General features: G+C 71.9%; 26 protein-coding genes. 13 read left to right on the top strand and 13 right to left on the bottom strand.

The window, feature by feature from the left end; genetic code table 11:
• Positions 1-235: 235 nt before the first annotated feature.
• Complete coding sequence (locus ABZU99_RS01960; RefSeq protein ID WP_355943298.1) at positions 236-901, bottom strand: O-methyltransferase; 666 nt, start codon at positions 899-901, stop codon at positions 236-238.
• A 130-nt stretch (positions 902-1,031) separates the two neighbouring features.
• Here ABZU99_RS01960 and sigE point away from each other — a divergent pair, with 130 nt between their 5' ends.
• The 5 genes from sigE to ABZU99_RS01935 all read left to right on the top strand — a co-directional run bounded on the left by sigE (position 1,032) and on the right by ABZU99_RS01935 (position 6,197).
• Entirely contained in the window at positions 1,032-1,829 is a 798-nt protein-coding gene (sigE, locus tag ABZU99_RS01955; protein WP_355943296.1) for an RNA polymerase sigma factor SigE, read from the top strand.
• On the top strand, positions 1,826-2,734 hold the full coding sequence (locus tag ABZU99_RS01950; protein ID WP_355943295.1) for a zf-HC2 domain-containing protein: 909 nt from the start codon (positions 1,826-1,828) through the stop codon (positions 2,732-2,734). The genes sigE and ABZU99_RS01950 overlap by 4 nt, the downstream gene beginning before the upstream one ends.
• Before the next feature lie 258 nt (positions 2,735-2,992).
• Entirely contained in the window at positions 2,993-4,849 is a 1,857-nt protein-coding gene (locus tag ABZU99_RS01945; protein WP_356050356.1) for a trypsin-like peptidase domain-containing protein, read from the top strand.
• A 100-nt stretch (positions 4,850-4,949) separates the two neighbouring features.
• Positions 4,950-5,420, top strand: a complete 471-nt coding sequence (locus ABZU99_RS01940) for a sec-independent translocase (RefSeq protein WP_355943291.1) — start codon at positions 4,950-4,952, stop codon at positions 5,418-5,420.
• Between the two features lie 117 nt (positions 5,421-5,537).
• Positions 5,538-6,197, top strand: coding sequence for a hypothetical protein (locus ABZU99_RS01935; protein WP_355943289.1), 660 nt, complete (start codon positions 5,538-5,540; stop codon positions 6,195-6,197).
• A 78-nt stretch (positions 6,198-6,275) separates the two neighbouring features.
• On the opposite strand, the gene ABZU99_RS01930 is transcribed toward ABZU99_RS01935, so the two are convergent.
• From ABZU99_RS01930 to ABZU99_RS01920, 3 genes are read right to left on the bottom strand one after another with little or no spacing between them, the layout of a single operon-like run.
• Positions 6,276-7,430, bottom strand: coding sequence for an Mrp/NBP35 family ATP-binding protein (locus ABZU99_RS01930; protein WP_355943287.1), 1,155 nt, complete (start codon positions 7,428-7,430; stop codon positions 6,276-6,278).
• A gap of 43 nt (positions 7,431-7,473) precedes the next feature.
• Positions 7,474-7,980: a DUF1003 domain-containing protein gene (locus ABZU99_RS01925; protein WP_355943285.1), complete on the bottom strand. Its 507-nt coding sequence runs from the start codon at positions 7,978-7,980 to the stop codon at positions 7,474-7,476.
• Positions 7,970-9,253, bottom strand: coding sequence for a CBS domain-containing protein (locus ABZU99_RS01920; RefSeq protein WP_356050352.1), 1,284 nt, complete (start codon positions 9,251-9,253; stop codon positions 7,970-7,972). Before ABZU99_RS01920 ends, ABZU99_RS01925 begins: the two co-directional genes overlap by 11 nt.
• A 168-nt stretch (positions 9,254-9,421) precedes the next feature.
• Between ABZU99_RS01920 and ABZU99_RS01915 the strand changes: the two genes are divergently transcribed.
• Complete coding sequence (locus tag ABZU99_RS01915; protein WP_356050353.1) at positions 9,422-10,186, top strand: hypothetical protein; 765 nt, start codon at positions 9,422-9,424, stop codon at positions 10,184-10,186.
• Between the two features lie 10 nt (positions 10,187-10,196).
• Here the strand turns inward: ABZU99_RS01915 and ABZU99_RS01910 are convergent, their stop codons facing one another.
• On the bottom strand, positions 10,197-10,727 hold the full coding sequence (locus ABZU99_RS01910) for a hypothetical protein (protein ID WP_356050354.1): 531 nt from the start codon (positions 10,725-10,727) through the stop codon (positions 10,197-10,199).
• A gap of 84 nt (positions 10,728-10,811) precedes the next feature.
• On the opposite strand from ABZU99_RS01910, the gene ABZU99_RS01905 reads away from it, so the two are divergent.
• Positions 10,812-11,774, top strand: coding sequence for a DMT family transporter (locus tag ABZU99_RS01905; protein ID WP_355943280.1), 963 nt, complete (start codon positions 10,812-10,814; stop codon positions 11,772-11,774).
• A 114-nt stretch (positions 11,775-11,888) separates the two neighbouring features.
• Here ABZU99_RS01905 and ABZU99_RS01900 read toward each other — a convergent pair whose 3' ends face one another.
• Complete coding sequence (locus tag ABZU99_RS01900; RefSeq protein WP_355943279.1) at positions 11,889-12,989, bottom strand: magnesium and cobalt transport protein CorA; 1,101 nt, start codon at positions 12,987-12,989, stop codon at positions 11,889-11,891.
• A 452-nt stretch (positions 12,990-13,441) separates the two neighbouring features.
• On the opposite strand from ABZU99_RS01900, the gene ABZU99_RS01895 reads away from it, so the two are divergent.
• The 4 genes from ABZU99_RS01895 to ABZU99_RS01880 all read left to right on the top strand — a co-directional run bounded on the left by ABZU99_RS01895 (position 13,442) and on the right by ABZU99_RS01880 (position 16,474).
• Positions 13,442-14,047: a suppressor of fused domain protein gene (locus ABZU99_RS01895; RefSeq protein WP_355943278.1), complete on the top strand. Its 606-nt coding sequence runs from the start codon at positions 13,442-13,444 to the stop codon at positions 14,045-14,047.
• A 128-nt stretch (positions 14,048-14,175) separates the two neighbouring features.
• Positions 14,176-14,814: a DUF6758 family protein gene (locus ABZU99_RS01890; protein WP_355943277.1), complete on the top strand. Its 639-nt coding sequence runs from the start codon at positions 14,176-14,178 to the stop codon at positions 14,812-14,814.
• A gap of 107 nt (positions 14,815-14,921) precedes the next feature.
• Entirely contained in the window at positions 14,922-15,776 is an 855-nt protein-coding gene (locus tag ABZU99_RS01885; protein WP_355943275.1) for a PHP domain-containing protein, read from the top strand.
• 92 nt (positions 15,777-15,868) lie between these two features.
• Positions 15,869-16,474 carry a MarC family protein gene (locus ABZU99_RS01880; protein ID WP_355943273.1) on the top strand — a complete coding sequence of 202 codons (606 nt, stop codon included), beginning with the start codon at positions 15,869-15,871 and terminating at the stop codon, positions 16,472-16,474.
• A gap of 73 nt (positions 16,475-16,547) precedes the next feature.
• On the opposite strand, the gene ABZU99_RS01875 is transcribed toward ABZU99_RS01880, so the two are convergent.
• A complete protein-coding gene (locus ABZU99_RS01875) occupies positions 16,548-16,700 on the bottom strand; it encodes a hypothetical protein (RefSeq protein WP_099871903.1) in 153 nt (50 codons plus the stop codon).
• Positions 16,701-16,906: 206 nt separating this feature from the next.
• On the opposite strand from ABZU99_RS01875, the gene ABZU99_RS01870 reads away from it, so the two are divergent.
• Positions 16,907-17,836, top strand: coding sequence for an NYN domain-containing protein (locus tag ABZU99_RS01870; protein ID WP_356049680.1), 930 nt, complete (start codon positions 16,907-16,909; stop codon positions 17,834-17,836).
• A gap of 45 nt (positions 17,837-17,881) precedes the next feature.
• On the opposite strand, the gene ABZU99_RS01865 is transcribed toward ABZU99_RS01870, so the two are convergent.
• Complete coding sequence (locus ABZU99_RS01865) at positions 17,882-18,748, bottom strand: alpha/beta hydrolase (RefSeq protein ID WP_356049678.1); 867 nt, start codon at positions 18,746-18,748, stop codon at positions 17,882-17,884.
• A 102-nt stretch (positions 18,749-18,850) separates the two neighbouring features.
• Positions 18,851-20,755 carry a DEAD/DEAH box helicase gene (locus tag ABZU99_RS01860; RefSeq protein WP_356049676.1) on the bottom strand — a complete coding sequence of 635 codons (1,905 nt, stop codon included), beginning with the start codon at positions 20,753-20,755 and terminating at the stop codon, positions 18,851-18,853.
• Positions 20,756-21,181: 426 nt separating this feature from the next.
• Here ABZU99_RS01860 and ABZU99_RS01855 point away from each other — a divergent pair, with 426 nt between their 5' ends.
• Positions 21,182-21,982: a ferritin-like fold-containing protein gene (locus ABZU99_RS01855; RefSeq protein WP_355943267.1), complete on the top strand. Its 801-nt coding sequence runs from the start codon at positions 21,182-21,184 to the stop codon at positions 21,980-21,982.
• A gap of 114 nt (positions 21,983-22,096) precedes the next feature.
• Here ABZU99_RS01855 and ABZU99_RS01850 read toward each other — a convergent pair whose 3' ends face one another.
• The 4 genes from ABZU99_RS01850 to ABZU99_RS01835 form a co-directional block, all read right to left on the bottom strand.
• On the bottom strand, positions 22,097-22,372 hold the full coding sequence (locus tag ABZU99_RS01850) for a hypothetical protein (protein ID WP_355943265.1): 276 nt from the start codon (positions 22,370-22,372) through the stop codon (positions 22,097-22,099).
• Between the two features lie 214 nt (positions 22,373-22,586).
• Positions 22,587-22,814 (bottom strand): DUF3107 domain-containing protein, encoded by a 228-nt coding sequence (locus ABZU99_RS01845; protein ID WP_355943263.1) that lies wholly within the window; start codon positions 22,812-22,814, stop codon positions 22,587-22,589.
• A gap of 147 nt (positions 22,815-22,961) precedes the next feature.
• The gene (locus ABZU99_RS01840; RefSeq protein WP_356049673.1) at positions 22,962-23,630 is read right to left on the bottom strand and encodes a TetR/AcrR family transcriptional regulator; all 669 of its coding nucleotides are present in this window, start codon (positions 23,628-23,630) and stop codon (positions 22,962-22,964) included.
• A 135-nt stretch (positions 23,631-23,765) separates the two neighbouring features.
• Positions 23,766-24,026, bottom strand: coding sequence for a hypothetical protein (locus ABZU99_RS01835; RefSeq protein WP_356049671.1), 261 nt, complete (start codon positions 24,024-24,026; stop codon positions 23,766-23,768).
• Between the last annotated feature and the right edge of the window lie 48 nt (positions 24,027-24,074).

Genomic DNA, 24,074 nt, shown 5'->3' with positions numbered 1-24,074 from the left:
GCGGCTGTCAGCCGCGCTTGACCGTGCGGAGCGGCCCGTCGCTGACCGGTGGACCGGGGCGTATGGACCGGGGGCGGCGGCTGTCAGCCGCGCTTGACCGTGCGGAGCGGCCCGTCGCTGACCGGTGGACCGGGGCGTATGGACCGGGGGCGGCGGCTGTCAGCCGCGCTTGGCCGCGCGGAGCGGCCCGTCGCTGACCGGTGAACCGGGGCGTATGGACCGGGGGCGGCGGCTGTCAGCCGCGCTTGACCGCGCAGAGCAGCCCGTCGCCGACCGGCAGCAGGGACGACTGCAGCACGCTGGACTCCCGTACGGTCCGCAGCAGCTCACGCACGCGCAGTACTTCGGCGGGCTGTGCCGCGGAGTCCACGGTCCGCCCTCCCGCGAAGACCCCCTCGAAGCAGACCAGGCCCCCGGGCCGCAGCAGGCGCAACGATTCCTCGAGGTAGTCCAGGCACTCCAGCCGGTCGCCGTCGCAGAACACCAGGTCGTATCCGCCGTCGGCCAGCCGGGGCAGAACCTCCAGCGCGTGGCCGGGGATGAAGCGCGCCCGGTTCGCGGCGAAGCCGGCGGCCCGGAACGCCTGCCGGGCGAACTGCTGCATCTCCGGTTCGGCGTCCACGGTGGTCAGCACGCCGTCCGGGCGCATGCCGTGCAGCAGATGGATGCCGGAGACGCCGGTGCCGGTGCCGATCTCGGCGACGGCCTTGGCATCCGCGGCGGCGGCGAGCAGCCGCAGCGCCGCGCCGGTGCCGGCCGACACCGAGCGCAGCCCTGCCTCCCGGGCCCGGTCGCGGGCCCAGTGAAGGGCTTCGTCCTCGGCGACGAACGCGTCGGCGAATGCCCAGCTCGTCTGCCGGTTGCCGGTAATGACCCTCTCCTGTCCCCGTAGTTGGCGCAACGGTGACTGTATCCGTTGCGCTCGGGAACCCGCAGATGGGACCAGGCGTTGACGAGGGAGGGGGGACCGTATGGATCACGACCAAATGCAGGTCAAAATTGCTTATCCGGAGCTAACGGGCGAGGTGGATATGGTAGGGGCTCTACTGGACACCACCAGAGCCGACAGGGGAGGTGCGGCTACGGCCGGTGACCGGAGAGTGCTGAGGCGCTTTCGCAGGTCAGCGGGCGAGCCGAAATCCGTGACCGACACCGCTGACCATTCTCGTTCCGCCGAATCCACCACCGCGACCTTCGCCACGACTGCGTCGTTCGGTAAAGAGGGGGATTCTCCGGCGTGGACGCCTCCCACCTGGGAGGAGATCGTCAGCACCCACAGCGCACGGGTCTACCGCCTCGCCTATCGACTCACGGGTAACCAGCACGATGCCGAGGACCTCACCCAGGAGGTCTTCGTCCGCGTCTTCCGGTCGCTGTCGACGTACACCCCCGGCACGTTCGAGGGCTGGCTGCACCGCATCACCACCAATCTCTTCCTCGACATGGTCCGCCGTCGGCAGCGCATCCGCTTCGACGCGCTCGGCGAGGACGCGGCGGAGCGGCTCCCCAGCCGCGAGCCCTCTCCCCAGCAGCACTTCAACGACACCCACTTCGACGCCGATGTGCAGCAGGCGCTCGACACCCTCGCACCGGAGTTCCGCGCGGCCGTCGTGCTCTGCGACATCGAGGGGCTCTCCTACGAGGAGATCGCCGCGACCCTCGGTGTCAAGCTCGGCACGGTGCGCAGCCGTATCCACCGCGGCCGCTCGCATCTGCGCAAGGCGCTGCAGCACCGCGCCCCCGCGACCCGGGCCGGGCAGCGGGAGGTCACCGCCGTGGCCCCGCGCGTCTCCGGCCCCCGGTTGAGCGGGGAGGTCGGAATCGCGTGATCCGATCAGGCGGTCCGTCCCCCGCCGAGCAGCATCTCGGCGACCGCCTTGCGGCTCTGGTCGACGGCGAGCTGGGGCACGATGCGCGTGAGCGCGTCCTCGCCCATCTCGCGACGTGCTGCAAGTGCAAGGCGGAGGCCGACGCGCAGCGTCGGCTGAAAAATGTGTTCGCCGAGACGGCCCCTCCGGGGCCGTCCGAGGGCTTCCTGGCGCGCCTGCAGGGCCTGCCGGGCGCCGGTGGCGATGACGGCATGGGAAGCGGTTCCCCTTTCGGCGGCTCGGGTGTCTTCGGTATCCGGGACATGCGGGACGTCCCGGAGCCGGAGGAGAGACCGGAGCGGGCGTTCGCCTTTCTGCCCACGGTTCCCCCGGGCACCGCGATCGCCCCGGCGGCCTCGGCCGCGGCTTCGCGCCGGCGGGGCTTCCGCATCCATGAGGTCGAGCGGCCCGCACCGCGCCGCCGGTTCGCCTTCGCGGCGGCGGGCGCGGTGTCCCTGGCGGCCTTCGCCCTGGGTGCCGCCCTTCCGCTTGAGGCGGCGGTGGACTCCCCGGGCAGCATGGCGGAGGGCTCCGACAGCGCGGTCACCCCGGCGGGTGCCAATGCCACCGCCGCCCCGTCCACCATGGGCGTGCGTGAGCGTACCCGCCGCGATGTCGGACTGCTGGCCACCACGGAGGCACGGACCGACGGCGCGTCCCCGGCCGCCACACCGCACCCCCCGGCCCTGCGGGAGACCGCCGGAATGGCGCTGAATCCGCTGATACAGCCGATCCTGTCGGCGACGGACCTGCTGCGGGCCGCGACCTCGACGCCCCCGGCCCCCGCGCCGACCCGGATCGAGGGACCGTCCCAGCCCGTGACGGGTACTCCGCTGTATCTGGGGGTCAGCGCCGTCCCGAAGTAGGGGCGGGCCGCCGGCGAGGTGTTCTTCGCCGGTCGTGACAACGTCCTTCCGTCCGCCCTGCGCGAGCATCGGCGGACCTGGTTGAATCGCTTCCGGGCGAGCCGAAAGGGCGTGGCGCTGTCGAAGGGGAGAGCGCGCGGAGGCCGCGAGGAACGAGTGGCCGAGCACGGTCGCCCGTCGACAGCGGCTGAGGCGCCCCGGAGGCAGACCGAGCCTCAAAATGGGCGCACAGTCCGTGCCGTGCAACTTGGGGAGATCATGGACGAGCTGAAGGCCCCCGGGCCGAAGCCGAAGTGGTGGAGCCGTCCGGCCGCACGACCCGGCGACCGGACGGGCCACGCGGGGCGGGAGGCCGGGGCCGCGGAGGCGGCGGGGGCACCCGTGACGCAATCGGCCGCGGAATCGGCGGCGTCCGAGCCCCTGGCCTCCGGGCCGCAGGAGCCGGGGGAGCGCTCCTCGCGCCCGCTGCACGAGCCCGACCCATACAGCACCCCGCCCTACGGCGGCCCCGGCCCCTGGGCCCCCGCACCCCCCGTTCAGCATCCGGCCGCGACCCCGGCGCACGGCACTCAGCTGCCTCCCGGCACCGCTCCCGCCACCGGGTCCGTGCCCCCGCAGGCGGCGGCGCCGATGCCGCACCCCGGCGTGACGCCGCCGCATGGCACGTCGCTGCCGTCGCATACCGGCGTGACGCCGCCGCATGGCACGTCGCTGCCGTCGCATACCGGCGTGACGCCGCCGCATTGCACGTCGCTGCCGCCGCATACCGGCGTGACGCCGCCGCATGGCACGTCGCTGCCGCCGCATACCGGCGTGACGCCGCCGCATGGCACGTCGCTGCCGCCGCATACCGGCGTGACGCCGCCGCACGGCACGTCGCTGCCGCCGCATACCGGCGAGCCCCGGTCCGGGTCCCCGCAGGCTCCGCAGGACCCGCAGACCGTCCGGTGGCGCAGTTACGACCCCTGGACCGTGGCCCGGCCGCCCGCCGTCCCCCGGACGGGCTCCCGCCGCCGCACCTGGATCACCGTGCTGCTGATCGCTCTGATCGCGGGGTGCCTCGGCGGCGGTGTCGGCGCGTATGTGCAGCATGACAACGCTGCCGGGGACATCGAGGTGAAGCTTCCGCAGGCCCCCGTCGAGAAGGAGGCCAGGGCTCCGGGCAGCATCGCCGGGATCGCCGCCAGCGCGCTGCCCGGCGTGGTGACCATCCATGTGCGCGGCAGCTCGGCGGAGGGCACCGGCACCGGGTTCGTCCTCGACAAAGAGGGTCATATCCTCACCAACAACCATGTGGTGCAGCCCGCCGGCACGGACGGCGACATATCGGTGACCTTCAACGGTGGCCAGACCGCCGATGCCGAGGTCATTGGCCGCGACGCCGGCTATGACCTGGCGGTCGTCAAGGTCGAGGGGGTCTCCGGGCTCCGCCCGCTGTCGCTCGGCAACTCCGACTCCGTCCGCGTCGGCGACCCCGTCGTGGCGATCGGCGCGCCCTTCGATCTGGCGGGCACGGTCACCTCCGGGATCATCAGCGCCAAGGAGCGCCCCATCACCGCGGGTGGCGAGAAGGGTGACGGCAGCGACGTCAGTTATGTGGACGCGCTCCAGACCGACGCCCCGACCAACCCGGGCAACTCCGGCGGCCCCCTGGTCGACCGCAAGGCGCGGGTCATCGGGATCAACAGCGCGATCCGGGCGGCCGACGACGGCTCGGGCTTCGGCGGCGGCCAGGGCGGCAGCATCGGGCTGGGCTTCGCGATCCCGATCAACCAGGGCAAGCGGGTCGCCGAGGAGCTGATCAACACCGGCAAGGCCACCCACCCGGTCATCGGCGTCACGCTCGACATGGGCTACACGGGCGACGGGGCGCGGGTGAACACCAAGGGAGCGGACGGCCCGGCGGTCACCCCGGACGGCCCCGGTGACAAGGCGGGGATCAAGTCCGGCGATGTGATCACCGAGGTGGACGGCGTCCGGGTGCACAGCGGACAGGAGCTGATCGTCAAGGTCCGCAGCCATCGCCCCGGCGACCGGCTCCGGCTGACCGTCAAGCGCGACGGCGATGAGCGCACCGTGGAGCTGACCCTCGGCTCGGCGAGCGGCGACCGCTGACCCTTGATGTTGGCCCGTCCGTCTCCCGCGCCGGACCCGCCGCCAGGTACGGTGTTGAGGGGCCCAGGCCGGGGCCACAGACGTCTTGAGGAGCTGCAAGGTGTTGGACATAGGACCTCTCGAGCTTGTCGCGCTCGTTGTCCTTGCGGTGCTCGTCTTCGGCCCGGACAAGCTTCCGAAGGTGATTCGGGACGTATCGCAGTTCATCCGGAAGATCCGGGAGTTCTCCGACAGCGCGAAGGAGGACATCCGCTCCGAGCTGGGGCCCGAGTTCAAGGACTTCGAGTTCGAGGATCTGAACCCCAAGAACTTCGTCCGCAAGCATGTGCTGGACTCGGATGAGCTCGGCCTGAAGGAGATCCGTAACGGCTTCGACCTCCGCAAGGAGATGGCGGAGGTCGCCGATGCGGTACACGGCCGGGAGGGTGACCCCTCACCGGGGCCTTCCGGGGCGTCCGGCACCACCCCGCCGTCCCTGTCCAAGGGCGACTCCACCACCCCTGAGCTGCTGCGCAAGCGTGATGAGCCGGGTCGCGACGATCATCCGCCGTTCGACTCCGACGCCACTTGATCCACCGTATGTCCGGCCTGGTTGACCCGTATGGCTATCCTCCCTTTGTCCGGGGTGAGGTCGCCCGAAGGGGGGCGGGCCGCCCACGACGCAGGGCAATGAGGAGGCCGCGCGCACATGGAGACGACAAGTCGGCTAGGGGTGCAAGGAGTGGGCGCAGCCGCGCAGGGGATGCCCGCAGACGCCCGACGGAGCGTCGACGGCTATCTGATGGCCGCTTTCCCTTGGTACGGGCTTGACGAGGCGTTCACGGGCCCCCGCTGGCTGATGCAGGTGGGAGTGGCCGCCGACGGCACGGTCGAATACGGCTCGACCGGCCATGGCGAGGAGCCGTCGCTGCGGGTCGAGACCGACATGGACCAGCAGCGCTTCACGGTGGTCGTCACCGTCGCCAGCCGCCCGGTGCGGGACAGCGCGGACGGCACGGGCAAGCTGGAGGCCACCTCGGTCTCCTCGGCCGCCTGGCTGGCCGGCTCGGGCCTGCTGTCATGCACCTGGCCTACCCGGATGGAGCGGGCGCTGCGTCAGGACTGGCTGGACCAGCAGACCGCCATCGCCTGGGAGCTGGCGGACGATCTGGACGGCGAGGGCTGGTCGCAGCTGTCGCTGCCGGTGGACGGGGTGCCGGCCGACTTCCACTACCGCGAGTCGGAGTACGGCTGGGTGCTGGCCGGGTCCGCGGGCGAGGGCGTGCACATCGGTGCCTACGGGCGTGGCATGAGCGCGTACGGAGTGGGCTTCTCGGTGGTCAAGGACATCGCCGCCTACGACGCATAGGCGAAACGCACGGCAGGGGCGGCCTCGTCCGAGGCCGCCCCTGTCCTATGTCCGCTGCCGTATGTTCGCTATGTCCGCTCAGAACTTGTTGCGCGGCGTGACGCCCAGCGACATGCCCGCGAGCCCGCGCTGCCGCCCGCCGATCTTGCCCGCGATCGCCTTGAGCGCGCTGCCCGCGGGGGAGTCGGGGTCGGTCAACACGACCGGCTTGCCCTCGTCGCCGCCCTCGCGCAGCCGTACGTCGATCGGGATGGCGCCCAGCACGGGCACCGTGGTGCCGGTGGTCCGGCTGAGCCCGTCGGCGACCACCTGGCCGCCGCCCGTGCCGAAGACGTCGACCATCTCGTCGCAGTGCGGGCAGGGCAGCCCGGACATGTTCTCCACCACGCCGACGATCTTCTGATGGGTCTGGACGGCGATCGAGCCGGCCCGCTCGGCGACCTCGGCGGCGGCCTGCTGTGGCGTCGTCACCACCAGGATCTCGGCGTTCGGGACGAGTTGGGCGACGGAGATCGCGATATCGCCGGTGCCCGGGGGCAGGTCGAGAAGGAGTACATCGAGGTCGCCCCAGTACACATCGGCCAGGAACTGCTGGAGCGCGCGGTGCAGCATCGGTCCGCGCCACACCACCGGCGTGTTGCCCGGGGTGAACATGCCGATCGAGATCACCTTCACGCCGTTCGCCGACGGCGGCATGATCATGTTCTCGACCTGGGTCGGGCGTCCTTCGGCGCCCAGCATGCGGGGCACCGAGTGGCCGTAGATGTCGGCGTCCACGACGCCGACCTTCAGACCGTCGGCGGCCATAGCCGCGGCGAGGTTCACCGTCACCGATGACTTGCCGACGCCGCCCTTGCCGGAGGCCACCGCGTAGACCCGGGTCAGCGAGTCGGGCCTGGCGAAGGGCACCTCGCGCTCGGCCTGGCCGCCGCGCAGTGAGGATGCCAGCTCGCGCCGCTGCTCATCGCTCATCACATCGAGGTCGACCGTGACACCGGTCACCCCCTCGACCCCGGCGACCGCGTCCCGCACGCTGCTGGTGATCGTCTCCCGCATGGGACAGCCGGAGACCGTGAGATAGACCACGACCGCGACCGAGCCGTCCGCGGCGATCTCGACGGATTTGACCATGCCGAGGTCGGTGATCGGCTTGTGGATCTCCGGGTCGTTGACCGTGGCGAGCGCGGTGCGCACCGCGTCTTCGCTCGGCGCTGGGAGGGTGTCGGTTGCCATACGCACGATGGTACGGCGCCGAGGGCGGACTCCGGGCTGGTCGTCAGCGGTCGCGTTCCTCACTCGGGGCCCGGGCGCCGCGCTCCTCCTCCAGCCCCCTGATCAGGTCCTGGAACTCCGAGCGGATCCAGTCGCGGGTGGCGACCTCGCCGAGCCCCGAGCGCAGCGCCGCGATCTCCCGGGTGAGGAACTCGGTGTCGGCGATGGACCGCTCGCTCCGCTTGCGGTCCTGTTCGAGGCTGACGCGGTCGCGGTCGGCCTGCCGGTACTGGGAGAGCAGGATCAGCGGCGCGGAGTACGACGCCTGGAGCGACAGCATCAGCGTCAGAAAGATGAACGGGAAGGGGTCGAACCGCAGCCGCGGCGGCGTCAGGGTGTTCCATGCCACCCACACGATGACGACGACCGTCATCCAGGCGATGAAGCGGCCGGTGCCCAGGAAGCGGGCGATCCGCTCCGACGCCTTGCCGAACGCCTCGGGATCCCACCGGGGCAGCGGGCTGCGGCGGCGCTCCTTGGGCCGGTCGAGACGGCTTGCCTCACCGTCCATCGGCGACCTCCGGCATGGCCACGGCGCCGTGCAGCCCCCGCTCCCGCCAGTCCGGCGGCAGCAGATGGTCCAGCACATCGTCGACCGTCACCGCGCCGAGCAGGGAGCCGCTCTCGTCCACCACCGGCGCCGCGAGCAGGTTGTAGGTGGCCAGATGGCTGGTGACGACGGGCAGCGGAGTGTCCGGCGACAGCGGTCGCAGATCGGTGTCGACCACCGAGCCCACGAGGGTGAACGGCGGGTCGCGCAGCAGCCGTTGGAAGTGGATGATGCCCAGATAGCGGCCGGTGGGCGTCTCGTCGGGCGGGCGGCACACATACACCTGGGCGGCGAGGGCCGGGGTCAGATCCTGATCGCGCACCCGGGCGAGCGCGTCCGCCACCGTCGCGTCCGGCCGCAGCACGATCGGCTCGGTCGTCATCAGACTGCCCGCAGACCCCTCCTCGTACGACAACAGCCGCCGCATGTCCGCCGCGTCCCGGGGGCGCATCAGCGCCAGCAGCCGCTCCTTGTCCCCCTCGGGCAGTTCGGACAGGAGATCGGCCGCGTCGTCCGGGTCCATCGCCTCCAGGACGTCGGCCGCGCGCTCCTCCTCGAGCTTGCCGAGGATCTCCACCTGGTCGTCGTCGGGCAGCTCCTCCAGGACGTCCGCGAGCCGCTCGTCGTCCAGCGCCGCCGCCACCTCGCCCCGGCGCTTGGCGGAGAGGTGGTGGAGCACATTGGCGAGGTCGGCGGGGCGCAGCTGCTCGAAGGTGGCCAGCAGGCTCTCTGCGCTCTGCCCGTGCTCCTCCACGGAAAAGCCGGTGACCGCCGACCAGTCCACCGTCAGCGTCTCGCCGCGGCGGCGCAGCGCACCGGTCTTGCCGCGCCGTACATGGACCTTGTCGATCTCCCATTCGCGGCGCGCGGGCAGCCGCGCCATCGCCACGTCGAGGACCTTCACCTCCTCGCCGGTCTCCACCAGCCGTACGGTGCGGTCGAGCATCTCGCCGAGGACCAGGGTCTCGGTCGGGCGCTGCTCGAAGCGCCGCATATTGATCACGCCGGTCGTGATGACCTGCCCGGACTCCACCCCCGTCACCCGCGTCATGGGCAGGAAGATCCGGCGGCGGCCGACCACCTCGACCACCAGGCCGAGCACCCGCGGCGGACGGCCGCCCGGCCGCAGCATCGCCACGACGTCGTGCACCCGCCCCACCTGGTCGCCGTTCGGGTCGAAGACGGCGACGCCCGCGAGGTGCGAGACAAAGATCCGGGGGGCGCCTGCCGGCATGTCATGCGCCTCCTCTTATGTGGGTTTTCCTCGCCTTTCGCCGGGTTCAGGCTAACGTGCCCGGTCGTGTCCTGCCGCCGGACGATCGGTGGTACGCCACCGTGCGGACACCGCCCTACGGCACCGGTACGCTGCCCTACTGCACCGGCATCAGGAGGCAGAGCGGACGTGCGCACCCGGAACACGGCTCTCGTTGCGGCGATGTGCGCGGGGTTGGCCGCGACGCTCGCCGCGTGCGGCGGCGGCGGTGGGGAAAAGGACCCCGACGCGGGAACCAACGGCGTGGGCAAGCTCCCCGCCGCGAAGATCGAGACCAGGGCTCGCGCGGCGGCCGGCAGCGCGGACGCGGTGCGGCTGTCCGGCAACCTCGTCACCAAGGGGCGCACCTACAAGCTCGACATGCGGCTCAAGGGGGACGGCGGCACCGGTCAGGTCTCCACCGAGGGCTCCACCTTCGAGCTGCTGCGCATCGGCAAGGAGCTCTATCTGAAGGCGGACGCGGGCTTCTGGGCGCACAAGGGGGCCTCCGGCGACGGCCGGAGCGGCGCTCGGACCGCCGCCGGGGGCGCGGCCGACAAGCTCGACGACAAGTATGTGAAGATCCCGGCCGGCGACCCCTCGTACCAGCGGCTCAGCGGCTTCACCGACAAGGGCGTGCTGCTCGACGGGCTGCTCGGACTGCATGGCCGGATCACCACGGGCGACCGCGGCCAGGTGGACGGCGTGCGGACGATCCGCGTCCTCGCCGGAAAGGCGGGGGAGGGCGGATCGCTGGACGTCTCCCTGGAGGGCCACCCCTATCCGCTGCGGCTCCACCGGGCGGGCGGCGCCGGAGTGATCCGCCTCGCGGACTGGAACAAGGACTTCGAGCTGACCGCCCCGGACAAGAGTCACATCCTCGACTACGGGCAGCAGATCCCCGAGGGGACGTAAGCGACCCCGCTCAGCCCTTACGGGCCCGCTTGCCGCGGGCCAGCAGCTTCGGCAGCCCGGCCGGAACGGGGCGGCGGGTGATGGCCGGGGTCGGCAGCGGGGCAGCCGCCAGGGAGTCCGTGGGAGGCTCGGCGAGCGCCCCGGACGCGGGCTCCAGCCGGAGCACCCGGCACTCCCGCGCCCACCGCTCCGCGATCCGCTCGGCGTCCGGCGCGTTCAGCCGCTTGCCCTTGAGCTCCTCGACCGCCGCGGTCCACGCCTCGCCGCCGGGGGTGAGTTCGACCACCCGCGCGGGCCAGCTGACCAGGCGTCCGCCCTTGTCCTTGCTGCGTACGGTCACCGTGGCGGTGCCGCCGTCGGTGAGGCCGAGGCCCTGGAGGGGCTGCTCCCGGGAGCCGTCCCCGACCAGAGTGGCCGCCCCCTCGTGCCAGACGTGCCACAGCGCACGGGGGGCGCCCTCGGTGCCCTGGACCCAGATGAGGGCGGACTTCTTGGCCGCCTCCTCGACAAGGGCGCGGTCCATCGGCGTCTGCGTCGTCATGTGCACAGCCTAGGCCAGCCACACACCGTCCCAGCAGGCGGAAGGACAGTTCCGTATGCGGCTCACGCGCCTTACGCTGCTGGGGTGTCTGCCGCTCGCACCGCCCGTAGTACTGACGACGCCGCCGCCCCCACCGCACCTCGCGACGGCGGCGCTCCCCGCCCCGCCGCTCGCGTGGACGCCGCGCTGCTCGCGATCGCCGTGGCCGGGATCTCGCTGTCCGCGCCGCTCGCCGCCGCGACCGCGGCGCCCGCTCTGGCCGTCGCCTTCTGGCGCAACGCCATGGCGGTCGGCGCGCTCACCCCGTTCGCCCTGTGGCGTCACCGGGGCGAGCTGCGCGGGATGGGGCGCCGGGCGGTGCTGCTGTCGGCCGGGGCGGGGGCGCTGCTCGCGCTGCACTTCGGACTCTGGCTGCCGAGCCTGCGGATGACCTCCATCGCCTCCTCGACCGCGCTGGTGACCACCACCCCGATCTGGACCGCGCTGCTGCTGCGGCTGCGCGGGCACCGCCCGCCCGTGGTGGCGTGGCTGGGCATGGGGCTCGCCGTCCTCGGAGTGGTGATCCTCACCGGAGTCGACCTGACGACCTCTCCGCGCGCGCTGCTGGGCGACGCGCTCGCGCTGGTCGGCGGAATGGCGGCGGCCGGTTATGTGGTGCTCGGGGCGGAGGTGCGCCGGTCGGTGAGCACCACCGCCTACACCTACGTCTGCTACTCGACGACCAGTCTGCTTCTGCTGCTGACCTGCCTGGTCTCGGGCACGGCGCTCGGCGGCTACAGCGGGGTCACCTGGCTGCGGCTGGCCGCGCTGATGGTGACCGCGCAGCTGCTGGGGCACACGATCATCAACCGGGTGGTCAAGGGGCTCGGCCCGTCCGTCACCTCGACCGCGATCCTGCTGGAGACGCCGGGGGCGGCGCTGATCGCGGCCCTGTGGCTGGGCCAGCAGCCGCCCGTGGCCGCCTACCCGGCGCTCGCGGTGATCCTCGGCGGGCTCGCCCTCGTGATCCTGGCGGACCGGAGCAGGGCGAGCGAGCCAGTCGGCTAAGCGGTTACGGCGAAGTCAAGTGCTGATCCTTCTCGGCGTCCAAGCTCTCGGCCAGGCCGAACGGCGAGGGATCAGCGGCGAACTTCACCGCATCCGCTCAGAGCCGCGGGCCGGCTACAGCCAGCCGTTGCGCTTGAAGCCGCGGTGGATGGCCACGCAGATCCCCACCGTGACGGCGAAGACGGCCGGGTAGCCGTACTTCCAGTGCAGCTCCGGCATGTAGTCGAAGTTCATGCCGTAGATCCCCGCGATCATCGTCGGGACGGCGAAGATCGCCGCCCAGGACGTGATCTTGCGCATGTCCTCGTTCTGGGCGACGGTGGCCTGCGCCAGATTGGCCTGGAGGATCGAGTTCAGCAGGTCGTCGAAGGCGAGCACCTGCTCATTGACGCGCGCCAGATGGTCCGCGACATCCCGGAAGTACTTCTGGATGTCCGGGTCCACCAGCCGCATCGGCCGCTCGCTCAGCAGCTGCATCGGCCGCAGCAGCGGCGAGACGGCCCGCTTGAACTCCAGGACCTCTCGCTTGAGCTGGTAGATGCGCCCCGCGTCGCCGCCCCTCCGGGAGGTGCCCGCCGAGAAGACGTCGATCTCGACCTCGTCGATGTCGTCCTGGACGGCGTCGGCGACCGCGAGATAGCCGTCGACGACCTGGTCGGCGATGGCGTGCAGCACGGCCGAGGGGCCCTTGGCGAGCAGTTCGGGGTCCTCCTGGAGCCGGTGGCGCAGGGCGCGCAGCGAGCCCTGGCCGCCGTGCCGCACGGTCACGATGAAGTCCCGGCCGGTGAAGCACATCACCTCACCGGTCTCCACCACCTCGCTGGTCGCGGTGAGTTCGGCGTGCTCGACGTAGTGGATCGTCTTGAAGACGGTGAAGAGGGAGTCGTCGTACCGCTCCAGCTTCGGCCGCTGGTGGGCATGGACGGCGTCCTCCACGGCCAGTGGGTGCAGCCCGAACTCCTGTGCGATGACGGCGAACTCGCGCTCCGTGGGCTCGTGCAGGCCGATCCAGGCGAAGCCGCCCTCGGCGCGCACCCGTTCCATGGCCCACGCCGGGCTGACGTGGTCGCTGACCCGCTTGCCGTCGCGGTAGACCGCGCAGTCGACCACCGCGCTGTTCACCGAGGGGTCGCGGGTGGCGTCGTAGTTGCTGGCGGTGCGGGTACGGCGCAGGGCGGGGCGGACGGCTGCGCGCAGGTCACGGATCATCGACATGACGGGCTCCTTCACGGGCCGGCCGTCAGCGGCGGGGCGCGCGGCGCAGCGCTGCGCCCGGAAAGTGGACGTACGGCGTACCGGTACTCGTACGTCCGCAAAGCGGGCGGCGCTCCGTGCGATGGCGCTGACGGATGTTCGCGGAAAAGTGAACAAAGCGGAACGAAGGCGCTCTGCCGTCAGATGCCCTGGATGCGAGAAGACTTCGCGTGTTTCACCGAGAGGCGGTGGGGTACGGAAGATTTCAGATCATGGAGTCGCATACCAACGGGAAACGACGGGAGAACTGTCGGTACTGCACGGTCGACTAGGATCCACCGCAGCCCCACCTCCTCCGGCCGGTCCCCCATGAGGGACGACGTGTACTCCCTGGGCAAGGCGTTAAGGCTATCAGTCGGCAGAACCGTTACGTCGCCGCTTTGCCTGTTCGATACGCGATCTATGCTCACCGCATGTCAGACGTACTTCAGCTGGTCGAAGCCCGGTTGATCACCGCGCTGGGCGAGCCGGACGCCCGCGCCGCCGTCACCTTCCTCGGCACGGACCGCATGGAAGTGCTGCGATTCCGCGGTGAGGGGGATGTGGTGCGATACGCCACACTCGGGATGTCGGACCATCCGATGACCGACCCGACCGCGGCCGTCGCCGACCCCCTGCGCGGACCGCGCGCCGAGCTCGTGCTGACCGTACGGACCGGCGGCCCCCGCCCCGGGATCTCCGTCCTCGACGGGGTGCTGCGGCCGCTCGCCGTGCTGTCCGCCTCCCCTCAGGTCGAGGGCTTGGTGGTGACGCCGGGCGCCTCGCTTGACCTCGGTGAGCCGTTGTGGCCCGGGGCGCCCTTCACCTCCGTCCTCATCGCCGAACCGGGCGGCCTGGTCGAGGACTTGGAGCTGCTGGAGCCGATGGAGCCGGTGCGCTTCCTGCCGTTGCTGCCGATGACCGGGAACGAGGCGGCGTGGAAGCGGGTCCATGGGGCGGGCGCGCTGCAGGACCGCTGGCTGCGGCACGGTACGGATCTGCGCGACCCGGTGCGCTCCGGGGTGCCGCTGACGGGCTGAGTCCGTACGGCACCCGTACGGCACCCCTACGTCAAAGGGGCGCCGCGCGGAAGCTCTTCCGGCCCGGCGGCCTCCGGACGGGTGATCGTCCTTGACGCGGGGACGGCCGGAGAGGACCGTGGGGCCCTATGAGGGGCGAACCCAGTTGCCCGAAGTGCGGTGGCCGGGTGCGGGCGCCCGGCCTCTTCGCCGACTCCTGGCAGTGCGGCGTGCACGGCACCGTGCACCCTCTCCAGCCGGTCGTTCCGCCGAGCGTGGAAGCACTCGTCGTGGTCACCAACCGCGCCCGGGTGCCCGTATGGATGCCATGGCCGCTGCCGGTGGGCTGGCTGTTCACCGGGGTCGCGTGCGCGGGCGACGACCGCGGCGGCGGCCGCGCCACCGCTGTGGCCTGCTCGGGCCCCGGACCGCTCGGCGGCCCCGGCGAGCTGCTGCTGGTCGCCGAGGAGCTGGGCGTCGGGCTCGGCGCGCGCTACGCGGGCATCCCCGGACCCGACCCGGGGCCCGGGATGCGGGTCGACAAGCCGCCGCACGTCAAGGTGCTGGCCGCCGGGCGGCCCACCCCGCTGTGGCATGTCGAGGGCACCCCGGACGACCGCGCGGTCTTCGCGGGCGAGGCGTGCGGGCTGTGGTTGTGGGCGATCGTCTGGCCCGAGCAGACCGGACTGCTGATGTACGACGAGATGGTGCTGACCGATCTGCGGGACGCGGGGGCCGAGGTGGACCTGGTGCCGTGCGGGGCGCTGTCGCCGCGGCTGCTGTCCTGACCTTCCGGCCGCGGTGGCCGCCCTCCCCCTGACGCGGGCATGCCCGAAGCTCCGGTTACCCTGGAGCGTCCCGTTCGTTGACCCGATCGCAGTGAGGAGTCCGTGTCGTGCGCATCGATCTGCACACCCACTCCACTGCCTCGGACGGCACGGACACCCCCGCGGAGCTGGTGCGGAACGCCGCGGCGGCCGGTCTTGACGTCGTCGCGCTCACCGACCACGACACGGTCGGCGGCTACGCGGAGGCGATCCGGGCGCTGCCCGCCGGGCTGACCCTGGTCACCGGCGCCGAGTTGTCCTGCCGGCTGAACGGCGTGAGCCTGCACATGCTGGCGTACCTCTTCGACCCGGCCGAGCCCGAGCTGTCCCGCGAGCGCGAGCTGGTGCGCGACGACCGGGTGCCGCGCGCGAAGGCCATGGTCGGGAAGTTGCGCGAGCTGGGCGTGCCGGTCAGTTGGGAGCGGGTCGCGGAGATCGCCGGGGACGGGGCCGTCGGGCGGCCGCACATCGCCACCGCGATGGTCGAGCTGGGCGTCGTCGACAGCGTCTCGGACGCGTTCGACTCGGAGTGGCTGTCCAATGGCGGCCGTGCCTATGTAGAGAAGCACGAGCTGGACCCCTTTGAGGCGATACGGCTGGTCAAGGGCGCGGGCGGGGTCACCGTCTTCGCGCATCCGCAGGCCGTCAAGCGTGGCCGGTGCGTACCGGAGAGCGCGATGGGCGAGCTCGCCGCCGCCGGCCTCGACGGCATCGAGGTCGACCATATGGACCACGACGAGCCCACGCGGGTGCGGCTGCGCGCCCTCGCCGCCGACCACGGGCTGCTGACCACCGGCTCCAGCGACTACCACGGCAGCCGGAAGACCTGCCGGCTCGGCGAGAACACGACCGATCCCGAGATCTACGGCGAGATCGTGCGCCGGGCGACCGGGGCGTTCCCGGTGCCGGGCGCGGGCGGCTGACACTCCCGTCCCGCGAGCCCACCCCTCCCTCGCCTTTCCGCGCCTTCCCTCACCCCCTCGTACCGCTCGCTCTCCTCCGCAAGGCCATCATCGTGTTCGACGCCGCTGTTTTCGGATCCCTTTTTCTCACCCTCTTTGTGATCATGGACCCGCCGGGCATCACGCCCATCTTCCTCGCGCTGACCTCCGGCCGCCCGGTCAGGGTCCAGCGCCGGATGGCCGGTCAGGCGGCGGCCGTCTCCTTCGGGGTCATCGCCGTCTTCGGCGTCGGCGGCCAGCAGATCCTCGACTATCTGCATGTCTCGGTCCCCGCGCTGATGATCGCGGGCGGGCTGCTGCTTCTGCTGATCGCGCTCGACCTGCTCACCGGCAAGAGCGACGAGCCGACCCAGACCAAGGACGTCAATGTCGCGCTCGTCCCGCTGGGCATGCCGCTGCTCGCCGGGCCGGGCGCCATCGTCTCGGTGATCCTCGCCGTACAGCACGCGCGCGGGGTCGAGGACCAGGTCGCGGTGTGGGTGGCGATCGCCGCCATGCATGTGGCGCTGTGGCTGACCATGCGCTACTCGCTGCTGATCATTCGCCTGATCAAGGAGGGGGGAGTGGTGCTGGTCACGCGTCTGTCCGGGATGATGCTCTCCGCGCTGGCGGTGCAGCAGATCATCAATGGGGTCATTCAGGTGGTGCACAGCACCTGAGCGACGCGAAGCGCCCCCGTACGGACCGTACGGGGGCGCTTCGCGTCGCTGAGCTGGGAGATGCCTCGCGGCACTACCGGGCTGCGGTGTCGGCTGGACGGATGTAGATGCGCTGGCCGATCGCGGCGGCCTGCTGCACGATCCGGTTGACGGAGGCGGCGTCCACAACGGTGCTGTCCACGGCGGTGCCGTCGACATCGTCGAGGCGCATGATCTCGAAGCGCAAGGCTTCTCCCTTCGTCTGATCCTCCTGAGGAGAACTGATGTGTACGGAGCGACTCGGCCTCGCTGCCGTGTGCTCCTGTACTTCTTCAACGACAGTGTCCCTCGAAAACATTCCCTACGCTAATGAAATTTTTTGCCAGTCTAAGTATCCGCTGGTAGCAGGTCCGGTTGTGCCCCTCACGCAGCCGCCCGGAGAATGAACCGCGTATGAGTGAAGCCATGCCTCCGGGCCAACCAGATCTCGCCTCGATCGTCGTGGGGATCGAGCGCACCAACGAGCTGCTGCAGCGCGTGCTCGCCGAGGTCGCGACCACACCGTCCACCCACGCGATCTTCGTCGACGCGGGGTACGTCTACGCCGCGGCCGGCCGGCTCGTCACCGGAACGGAGGATCGCCGGGCCTTCGAGCTCGACGCCGAGGGGCTCATCGAGGCGTTTATCGACAAGGCGCGGACGATCTTCCCGGACAGCAGGCTGCTGCGCGTCTACTGGTTCGACGGCGCCCGGCGCCGTATCCACACCCCGGAGCAGCAGAGCATCGCGGAGCTGCCCGACGTCAAGGTCCGGCTCGGCAACCTCAACGCCAACAACCAGCAGAAGGGCGTCGACTCACTCATCCGCTCCGATCTGGAGTCCCTCGCCCGGCACCGCGCCATCGGCGACGCCGTGCTGATCGGCGGGGACGAGGACCTCGTGTCCGCCGTCGAGGCGGCCCAGGGCTACGGGGCGCGCGTCCACCTGTGGGGCATCGAGGCCCTCGACGGCCGCAATCAGGCCGAGCCGCTGCTGTGGGAGGTCGACAGCCAGCGCACCTTCGACCTCGACTTCTGCAAGCCGTACGTCACCCGGCGGGCGACCGGCTACGAGCCGAACGGCGAGACGGCGCTGTGCGGGCCCGCGCCGACCCGGGAGGAGGTGCGCTTCGTCGGCGCGCGGATCGCCGCCCAGTGGCTCTCCTCGCGCGGCCGGGAGACCCTCGCGGAGCTGCTCCCGGGCCACCCCTACCTGCCCGGCTCGGTCGACCAGGAGCTCTTGATCGACGCGGAGGGCATGCTGCGGCTCTCGCTGCGCGCCCACGCGGATCTCAGGCGGGCGCTGCGGGACGGCTTCTGGGAGCATCTCCAGGCCCAGTACTGAGCCCTGCCGGAAGGTTTCTGCCCGGGGTGGGCGGACCCGGGGGTTTCAGCCCAGGCTCCGCCAGAAGGCGGTCAGCTCCTCGGCCGTGGCCCGCGGCTCCTCGGCGTTGGGGGAGTGCCCGGCGCCACGGATCACGGTCCGGTGGGCGGACAGCCGCTCAGCCATCTCGTCCATCAGCGACACCGGCCAGGCGTAGTCCACCTCGCCGGAGAGCACATGGATGCGCATCCGCACCCGCGCCAGCTCCCCGACCCGGTCCGGCTCGCCGTTCAGCTGCCGCCCCGTCGCGATCAGCTGTTCGGGTACGGTGCCGAGCCAGCGCCGACGGAGGAAATCCCGGACCCCGGGCGGGGTGGCCTCGTCGGCCGCCTCGGGCGGATCCAGCTCGCGCATCGCCTGCCAGACGGACTCCATGTCCATGACGGTCAGCGCGTCGATCAGCAGCTTGGTCCGGGCCTGCTGCGAGGCCGAGATGGCCGCCGGGCCCGAACTCATGATCGTCAGCGAGGCGAAGGCCCCCGGGTCGCGGATCACCGCGGACCGAGCGATCAGTCCGCCGAGCGAGTGACCGAGCAGATGGACGGGGCCCTCGGTCGCGGCGGTGAGCGCGGTGGCCTGCGCGAGCGCGTCCTTGGCCAGCTCGTCCTGCCGGTACGCCGCCTCCGTGCGGGGGCCGGGGGTCTCGTACTGCCCGCGCCCGTCCACGGCCACCGCCCGGAAGCCCGCCGCGGCGATCGGCTCCAGCAGCGCGACGAAGTCCTCCTTGCTCCCGGTGAACCCCGGCAGCAGGAGTACGGTCCCGCGCGCGGCCGCGGCGGGCCGCACTTCGTGCACGGCGAACTCCCCGCGCGTGGTCCTGAGGCGGTGCGCGCGGGCGCCCGCGGGCAGTGTGAGAAACGGCGGCCTGCTCATGGAGATGAGGCTATACAGCCCATGGCGAACGGCACGTGAACCGCCCGGGGCCCGATCCGGTTCTTTTCGCGGATCGGGCCCCGGGGCCGTGAGGTGGTGCGCTCAGCCCTCGGGCGTGGCCTCGGACCGGGCCGCCGCGCGGGTGCGCCGGCGGCGGACCGGCTTGGCCTCGCCCTCGGCGGGCGCCTCAGCCGTGGTCACCTGCGTCGCCTCGGCTGTCTCGGCTGCCTTGGCGCGGGTGCGGCGGCGCGGCTTGGCGGGGGCCTCGGCGGCCTCCTGCTGCGCCGGGACGGCCTCGGCCGTCTCGACCGTCTCCGTGGCCTTGGCCCGGGTGCGGCGACGGGGCTTCGCCGCGGCGGCCTCTGCCGTCTCCGTGCTGCCCTCGGCCGTCGCCACGGCCGCCTCGGCGGCGGTGGCGGCCTCGGCCGGGGCCTCGGTGGTCTTGGCGGCGCCGCGGGTGCGCCGGCGACGGGGCTTGGCGGGGGCGGTGGCCTCAGGGGTTTCCGGGGCTTCCGCCTCCGGCTGCGCCGCCTCCGCGGTGTCGACAGCGGCGGCGGGAGCCGCCTCGGCTCCGGTGGCCGCACCGCCACGCGTACGGCGCCGGCGGCGGGGCTGGCGCGGCGCGGTCGCGTCCTCGGCGGTCTCGACTGCGGACTCGGCCGCCGTCGGCGCGCCCGCCTCGTCCAGGGGTGCACCGCCGCGGGTACGGCGCCGCGTCCGGGGGGTGCGGGTGCGCGCGGGGCGCTCCTCGGTCTGGGCGGCGGCCTTGCGGCCACGGCCGCCACGGCCTCCGGTCTCGCCCAGGTCCTCCACCTCCTCGGCGGCCAGCCCGGCCCGGGTGCGCTCGGCGCGCGGCAGCACGCCGGTGGTGCCCTCCGGGATGTTGAGCAGCTCGTAGAGGTGTTCGGAGGTGGAGTACGTCTCCTCCGGGTCGCTGAACGGCAGGTCCAGCGCCTTGTTGATCAGCTGCCAGCGCGGGATGTCGTCCCAGTCGACCAGGGTGACGGCCGTACCCGACGCGCCCGCGCGGCCCGTACGGCCGATGCGGTGCAGATAGGTCTTCTCGTCCTCGGGCGACTGGTAGTTGATCACGTGGGTGACGCCCTCGACGTCGATGCCGCGCGCGGCGACATCGGTGCAGACCAGCACGTCGACCTTGCCGTTACGGAAGGCGCGCAGCGCCTGCTCGCGCGCCCCCTGGCCGAGGTCGCCGTGGACCGCGCCGGAGGCGAAGCCGCGGCGGGCGAGCTGATCGGCGATGTCGGCGGCGGTCCGCTTCGTACGGCAGAAGATCATCACGAGCCCGCGGCCCTCGGCCTGCAGCATGCGCGACACGACCTCCGGCTTGTCCATCGAGTGGGCGCGGAAGACATGCTGGGTGATGTTGGCCACGGTCGCGCCCTCGTCGTCCGGCGAGGTGGCGCTGATGTGCGTGGGCTGCGACATGTAGCGGCGGGCCAGGCCGATGACGGCGCCCGGCATGGTGGCCGAGAACAGCATGGTCTGGCGCTTGGCCGGAAGCATATTGATGATCTTCTCGACGTCGGGCAGGAAGCCCAGGTCGAGCATCTCGTCGGCCTCGTCGAGGACGAGTGCCTTGACGGAGGAGAGCCGCAGCTTCTTCTGGCCTGCCAGGTCGAGGAGCCGGCCCGGGGTGCCGACGACCACGTCGACGCCCTTCTTCAGGGCCTCGACCTGCGGCTCGTACGCGCGGCCGCCGTAGATCGACAGGACGCGGACGGCACGGACCTTGCCGGCGGTCAGCAGATCATTGGTGACCTGCTGGCAGAGCTCGCGGGTGGGGACGACCACGAGCGCCTGCGGAGCGTCGGTGAGCTGCTCGGGCTTGGCCCGGCCCGCCTCGACGTCCGCGGGGACGACGACGCGCTCCAGCAGGGGGAGGCCGAAGCCCAGCGTCTTGCCGGTGCCGGTCTTGGCCTGACCGATGACGTCGGAGCCGGCGAGGGCCACCGGAAGCGTCATCTCCTGGATGGGAAACGGGGACATGATGCCGACGGCCTCGAGGGCCTCGGCCGTCTCGGGAAGGATCCCGAGTTCGCGGAAAGTGGACAGGATGTTTGCCTCTTCTGTGAGACGCGGCGAGAGGCGGCGAAGGGGATCGCACAGCGCCCGGGTGCACCGGCCTGGGGACGGCCGGTTCGGCGCGGGACCACTGCCCTCGCTCGAGCGCACACGCCGCGAGCGGGTCCCTCCTGCCGCGCGCACGTGAGGCGCACGCCGCGTGGAGGGCGGTCGGTTTGGAGCCGATCGGGCCACCGACCGGGCATCCGCATTAGTGAACGACCCGCCGATACTCGGCGGGCGCGAATACCACTGTACCCCGGAAGTGCGCATCTGTGACCTGGCACCGGATACGGGGCGTCGCCGGTCCGGGCTGACCAGGGCCTTCCCCGGGGCGCGGAGCGGGCTATTGTGCGCTCCATGGAGACGTCTGACACGCCTGACACATCCGGGAAGCTCGCCGCCACCGCCGAGGACCACGCCGGGGAGAGCGGCGAGAAGAAGACCGCGGCGCCCACCGGGATCGCCGCCCAGGACTGGGAGCAGGCCGCCGCCGACCCGCAGTACCGGGCCGCCGTGGTGGATCTGCTCGGTGCCCTCGCCTATGGCGAGCTCGCCGCCTTCGAGCGGCTGGCGGAGGACGCCAAGCTGGCGCCCACGCTGGAGGACAAGGCGGAGCTGGCGAAGATGGCCTCCGCCGAGTTCCACCACTTCGAGCGGTTGCGGGACCGGCTGTCCGCGGTCGGCGAGGAGCCGACGGCGGCCATGGAGCCGTTCGCCGCGGCGCTGGACGGGTTCCACCGCCAGACCGCGCCGTCCGACTGGCTGGAGGGCCTGGTCAAGGCGTACGTGGGCGACTCGATCGCCAGCGACTTCTACCGTGAGGTGGCCGCCCGGCTGGACTCCGACACCCGCGCTCTGGTGCTCCAGGTGCTCGACGACACGGGCCACGCGAGCTTCGCGGTCGAGAAGGTGCGGGCCGCGATCGACGCCGACCCACGGGTCGGCGGGCGGCTGGCTCTGTGGGCGCGGCGGCTGATGGGCGAGGCGCTGTCCCAGGCGCAGCGGGTGGTCGCGGACCGCGACGCGCTCTCCACGATGCTGGTGGGCGGCCTGGCCGACGGCTTCGACCTGGCGGAGGTCGGCCGGATGTTTTCGCGGATCACCGAGGCGCACACCAAGCGGATGGCGGCGCTGGGCCTGGCCGCGTAGGCCCCGGGGCAGACGGCAGGGCTCCGGCGCCGGGTGCGCCGGAGCCCTGCCGCCTGTAGCGGGAGGGATTGCGCCGCCGGCCGGACCGAGCGCCTTACGCCGGGACCGAGCGCCTTACGCCGGGACCGAGCGCCGGCGGCGGGTCCTGGCGGCCGGGCGGATGAGCAGGGACAGCAGGGCCGCCGCGAAGCCCAGGGCGACGGTCAGCACGGCCACCGCATGGCCGGAGCCCAGCACCGTGTGGGCGATCAGGGCGCCGAAGAGCGCCGCGCCCGGGCCGGTGGACAGCACAAGGGTCCGTGCGGGCAGCCTGTGCGGGCGCCAGCGGTTCGCCCCGTACGCGACGGCGAGACCGATCAGTACCGAGCCGAGCGCTTCCCAAATGACCATGGCGCGTCCTTCCCGTGAGCGGATCGGGACCGAAGCGTGATCACGCCCCGGTCGTGCCGGTCTTACCCGGGCCCATGCGGGGGCAATCCTTTTGGCAGGAGCGGTCCGGGGCGGGACGGGTTCCCTGCCGGGCGCGGTGGCCAAACACGGCGGCGGGGCCCGGTGGAGAGCTGAGAGCGTCCACCGGGCCCCGCCGTCATTGCGAGCGGACCGCTCAGAGCGCGCCGAAACCGACCTTGCGGGTGGTCGGCTCACCGAGCTCGACGTAGGCGAGCCGGTCGGACGGAACCAGGACCTTGCGGCCGTGGTCGTCCACCAGGGACAGCACCTGAGCCTTGCCACCGAGCGCGTCGGCCACCGCGCGCTCGACCTCCTCGGCAGACTGCCCGCTCTCCAAGATGATCTCGCGGGGCGCGTGCTGCACGCCGATCTTGACCTCCACGGCTTTGTCCCTCCGACGGTCAGTTGGGTGCGCGGCCAGCCGCGCTGTACGCAGCACACATTAGCCGGGGACGGAGACCGTCAGGGGACCACGGGCGCACGCCCGCAGCGAACACGCGCTCTCCGGACGCCAGATGGCGCCGGGGGCTCAGTGTCCGGCCTGTCCGGCCTGTCCGCCCTGTCCGGCCTCGGCCCCGTGCAGCGGGAAGCCCGCGATGCCCCGCCAGGTGAGCGAGGTGAGCAACTGCACCGCGGTGTCCCGCGGGACCGTGCTCCCGCTGGAGAGCCAGTAGCGCGCGACCACCTGGGAGACCCCGCCGAGCCCGACGGCCAGCAGCATCGATTCGTCCTTGGACAGCCCGGTGTCCTCGGCGATCACCTCGCTGATCGCCTCGGCGCACTCGAGCGAGACCCGGTCCACGCGCTCGCGCACGGCGGGCTCGTTGGTCAGATCGGACTCGAAGACGAGCCGGAAGGCGCCGCCCTCCTCCTCGACGTACGCGAAGTACGCGTCCATGGTGGCGGCGACCCGCTGCTTGTTCTCGCTCGTGGAGGCGAGCGCGGTGCGCACCGCCTGCAGCAGGGCCTCGCAGTGCTGGTCGAGCAGGGCCAGGTACAGTTCGAGCTTTCCCGGGAAGTGCTGGTAGAGCACGGGCTTGCTGACTCCCGCGCGCTCGGCGATGTCATCCATCGCGGCCGCGTGGTAGCCCTGGGCGACGAAGACCTCCTGGGCGGCCCCCAGGAGCTGATTGCGTCGGGCTCGGCGCGGCAGACGCGTCCCTCGCGGGCGCGCCTCGGTCTCCTCGATGGCTGTCACGCCGCCTCCCAATGAATCTTCTGTGCACGGTGTCCACCGCGCCCGCCATCGTACTTTTGGGTAACAGGGGCGTGCGCCGTCCGTGCGGAGAATTTCACGGACCCGACTCTATGAAAAGCCCACAAATGGTACCGGTCACCGGTAGTCCTCCTCGTTCTCGTTCACCTCGACAACGCGGGCCTGCTCCGCGCGATCGGCCTCGTTCGCCTCCATCAGCTGGTTCTCGGTGACGGGCTCGTCGCGGTGGGGGCGCAGCTCGTAGTGCTGTTCGGCGGCGTCCGCCTCGGGGGCCTCGACGCTGAATTCGGCGGATTCGTCGATGTTCGCCAGGGCGTCCTCGAAGACGTCGTCGACGTCCTTCTCGAAGGGCTCGGGGTGGTTCCGGTCGGCTGACATGTACTCCCCTTTCCCAAGGGCCAGGTGATCGCCCCTGTGGTTTACGAG

Origin of the sequence: Streptomyces sp. NPDC005266, from assembly GCF_040607655.1 — a bacterium.
In the GTDB taxonomy this organism is placed as follows: Bacteria; Actinomycetota; Actinomycetes; order Streptomycetales; family Streptomycetaceae; genus Streptomyces.
Note: the sequence above shows the minus strand (reverse complement) of the source record. Positions and strands in the feature narration are given on the sequence as shown.

Excerpts from the sequence above, each read along its gene's own strand:
- ABZU99_RS01870 (WP_356049680.1), top strand. The coding sequence starts at position 16,907 with ATGAGTGAAGCCATGCCTCCGGGCCAACCAGATCTCGCCTCGATCGTC.
- ABZU99_RS01835 (WP_356049671.1), bottom strand. The coding sequence starts at position 24,026 with ATGTCAGCCGACCGGAACCACCCCGAGCCCTTCGAGAAGGACGTCGAC.
- ABZU99_RS01865 (WP_356049678.1), bottom strand. The coding sequence starts at position 18,748 with ATGAGCAGGCCGCCGTTTCTCACACTGCCCGCGGGCGCCCGCGCGCAC.
- ABZU99_RS01900 (WP_355943279.1), bottom strand. The coding sequence starts at position 12,989 with ATGTCGATGATCCGTGACCTGCGCGCAGCCGTCCGCCCCGCCCTGCGC.
- ABZU99_RS01850 (WP_355943265.1), bottom strand. The coding sequence starts at position 22,372 with ATGGTCATTTGGGAAGCGCTCGGCTCGGTACTGATCGGTCTCGCCGTC.
- ABZU99_RS01920 (WP_356050352.1), bottom strand. The coding sequence starts at position 9,253 with ATGCCGGCAGGCGCCCCCCGGATCTTTGTCTCGCACCTCGCGGGCGTC.
- ABZU99_RS01945 (WP_356050356.1), top strand. The coding sequence starts at position 2,993 with ATGGACGAGCTGAAGGCCCCCGGGCCGAAGCCGAAGTGGTGGAGCCGT.
- ABZU99_RS01860 (WP_356049676.1), bottom strand. The coding sequence starts at position 20,755 with ATGTCCCCGTTTCCCATCCAGGAGATGACGCTTCCGGTGGCCCTCGCC.
- ABZU99_RS01895 (WP_355943278.1), top strand. The coding sequence starts at position 13,442 with ATGTCAGACGTACTTCAGCTGGTCGAAGCCCGGTTGATCACCGCGCTG.
- ABZU99_RS01930 (WP_355943287.1), bottom strand. The coding sequence starts at position 7,430 with ATGGCAACCGACACCCTCCCAGCGCCGAGCGAAGACGCGGTGCGCACC.
- ABZU99_RS01925 (WP_355943285.1), bottom strand. The coding sequence starts at position 7,980 with ATGGACGGTGAGGCAAGCCGTCTCGACCGGCCCAAGGAGCGCCGCCGC.
- sigE (WP_355943296.1), top strand. The coding sequence starts at position 1,032 with ATGGTAGGGGCTCTACTGGACACCACCAGAGCCGACAGGGGAGGTGCG.
- ABZU99_RS01910 (WP_356050354.1), bottom strand. The coding sequence starts at position 10,727 with ATGACGACGCAGACGCCGATGGACCGCGCCCTTGTCGAGGAGGCGGCC.
- ABZU99_RS01890 (WP_355943277.1), top strand. The coding sequence starts at position 14,176 with ATGAGGGGCGAACCCAGTTGCCCGAAGTGCGGTGGCCGGGTGCGGGCG.
- ABZU99_RS01935 (WP_355943289.1), top strand. The coding sequence starts at position 5,538 with ATGGAGACGACAAGTCGGCTAGGGGTGCAAGGAGTGGGCGCAGCCGCG.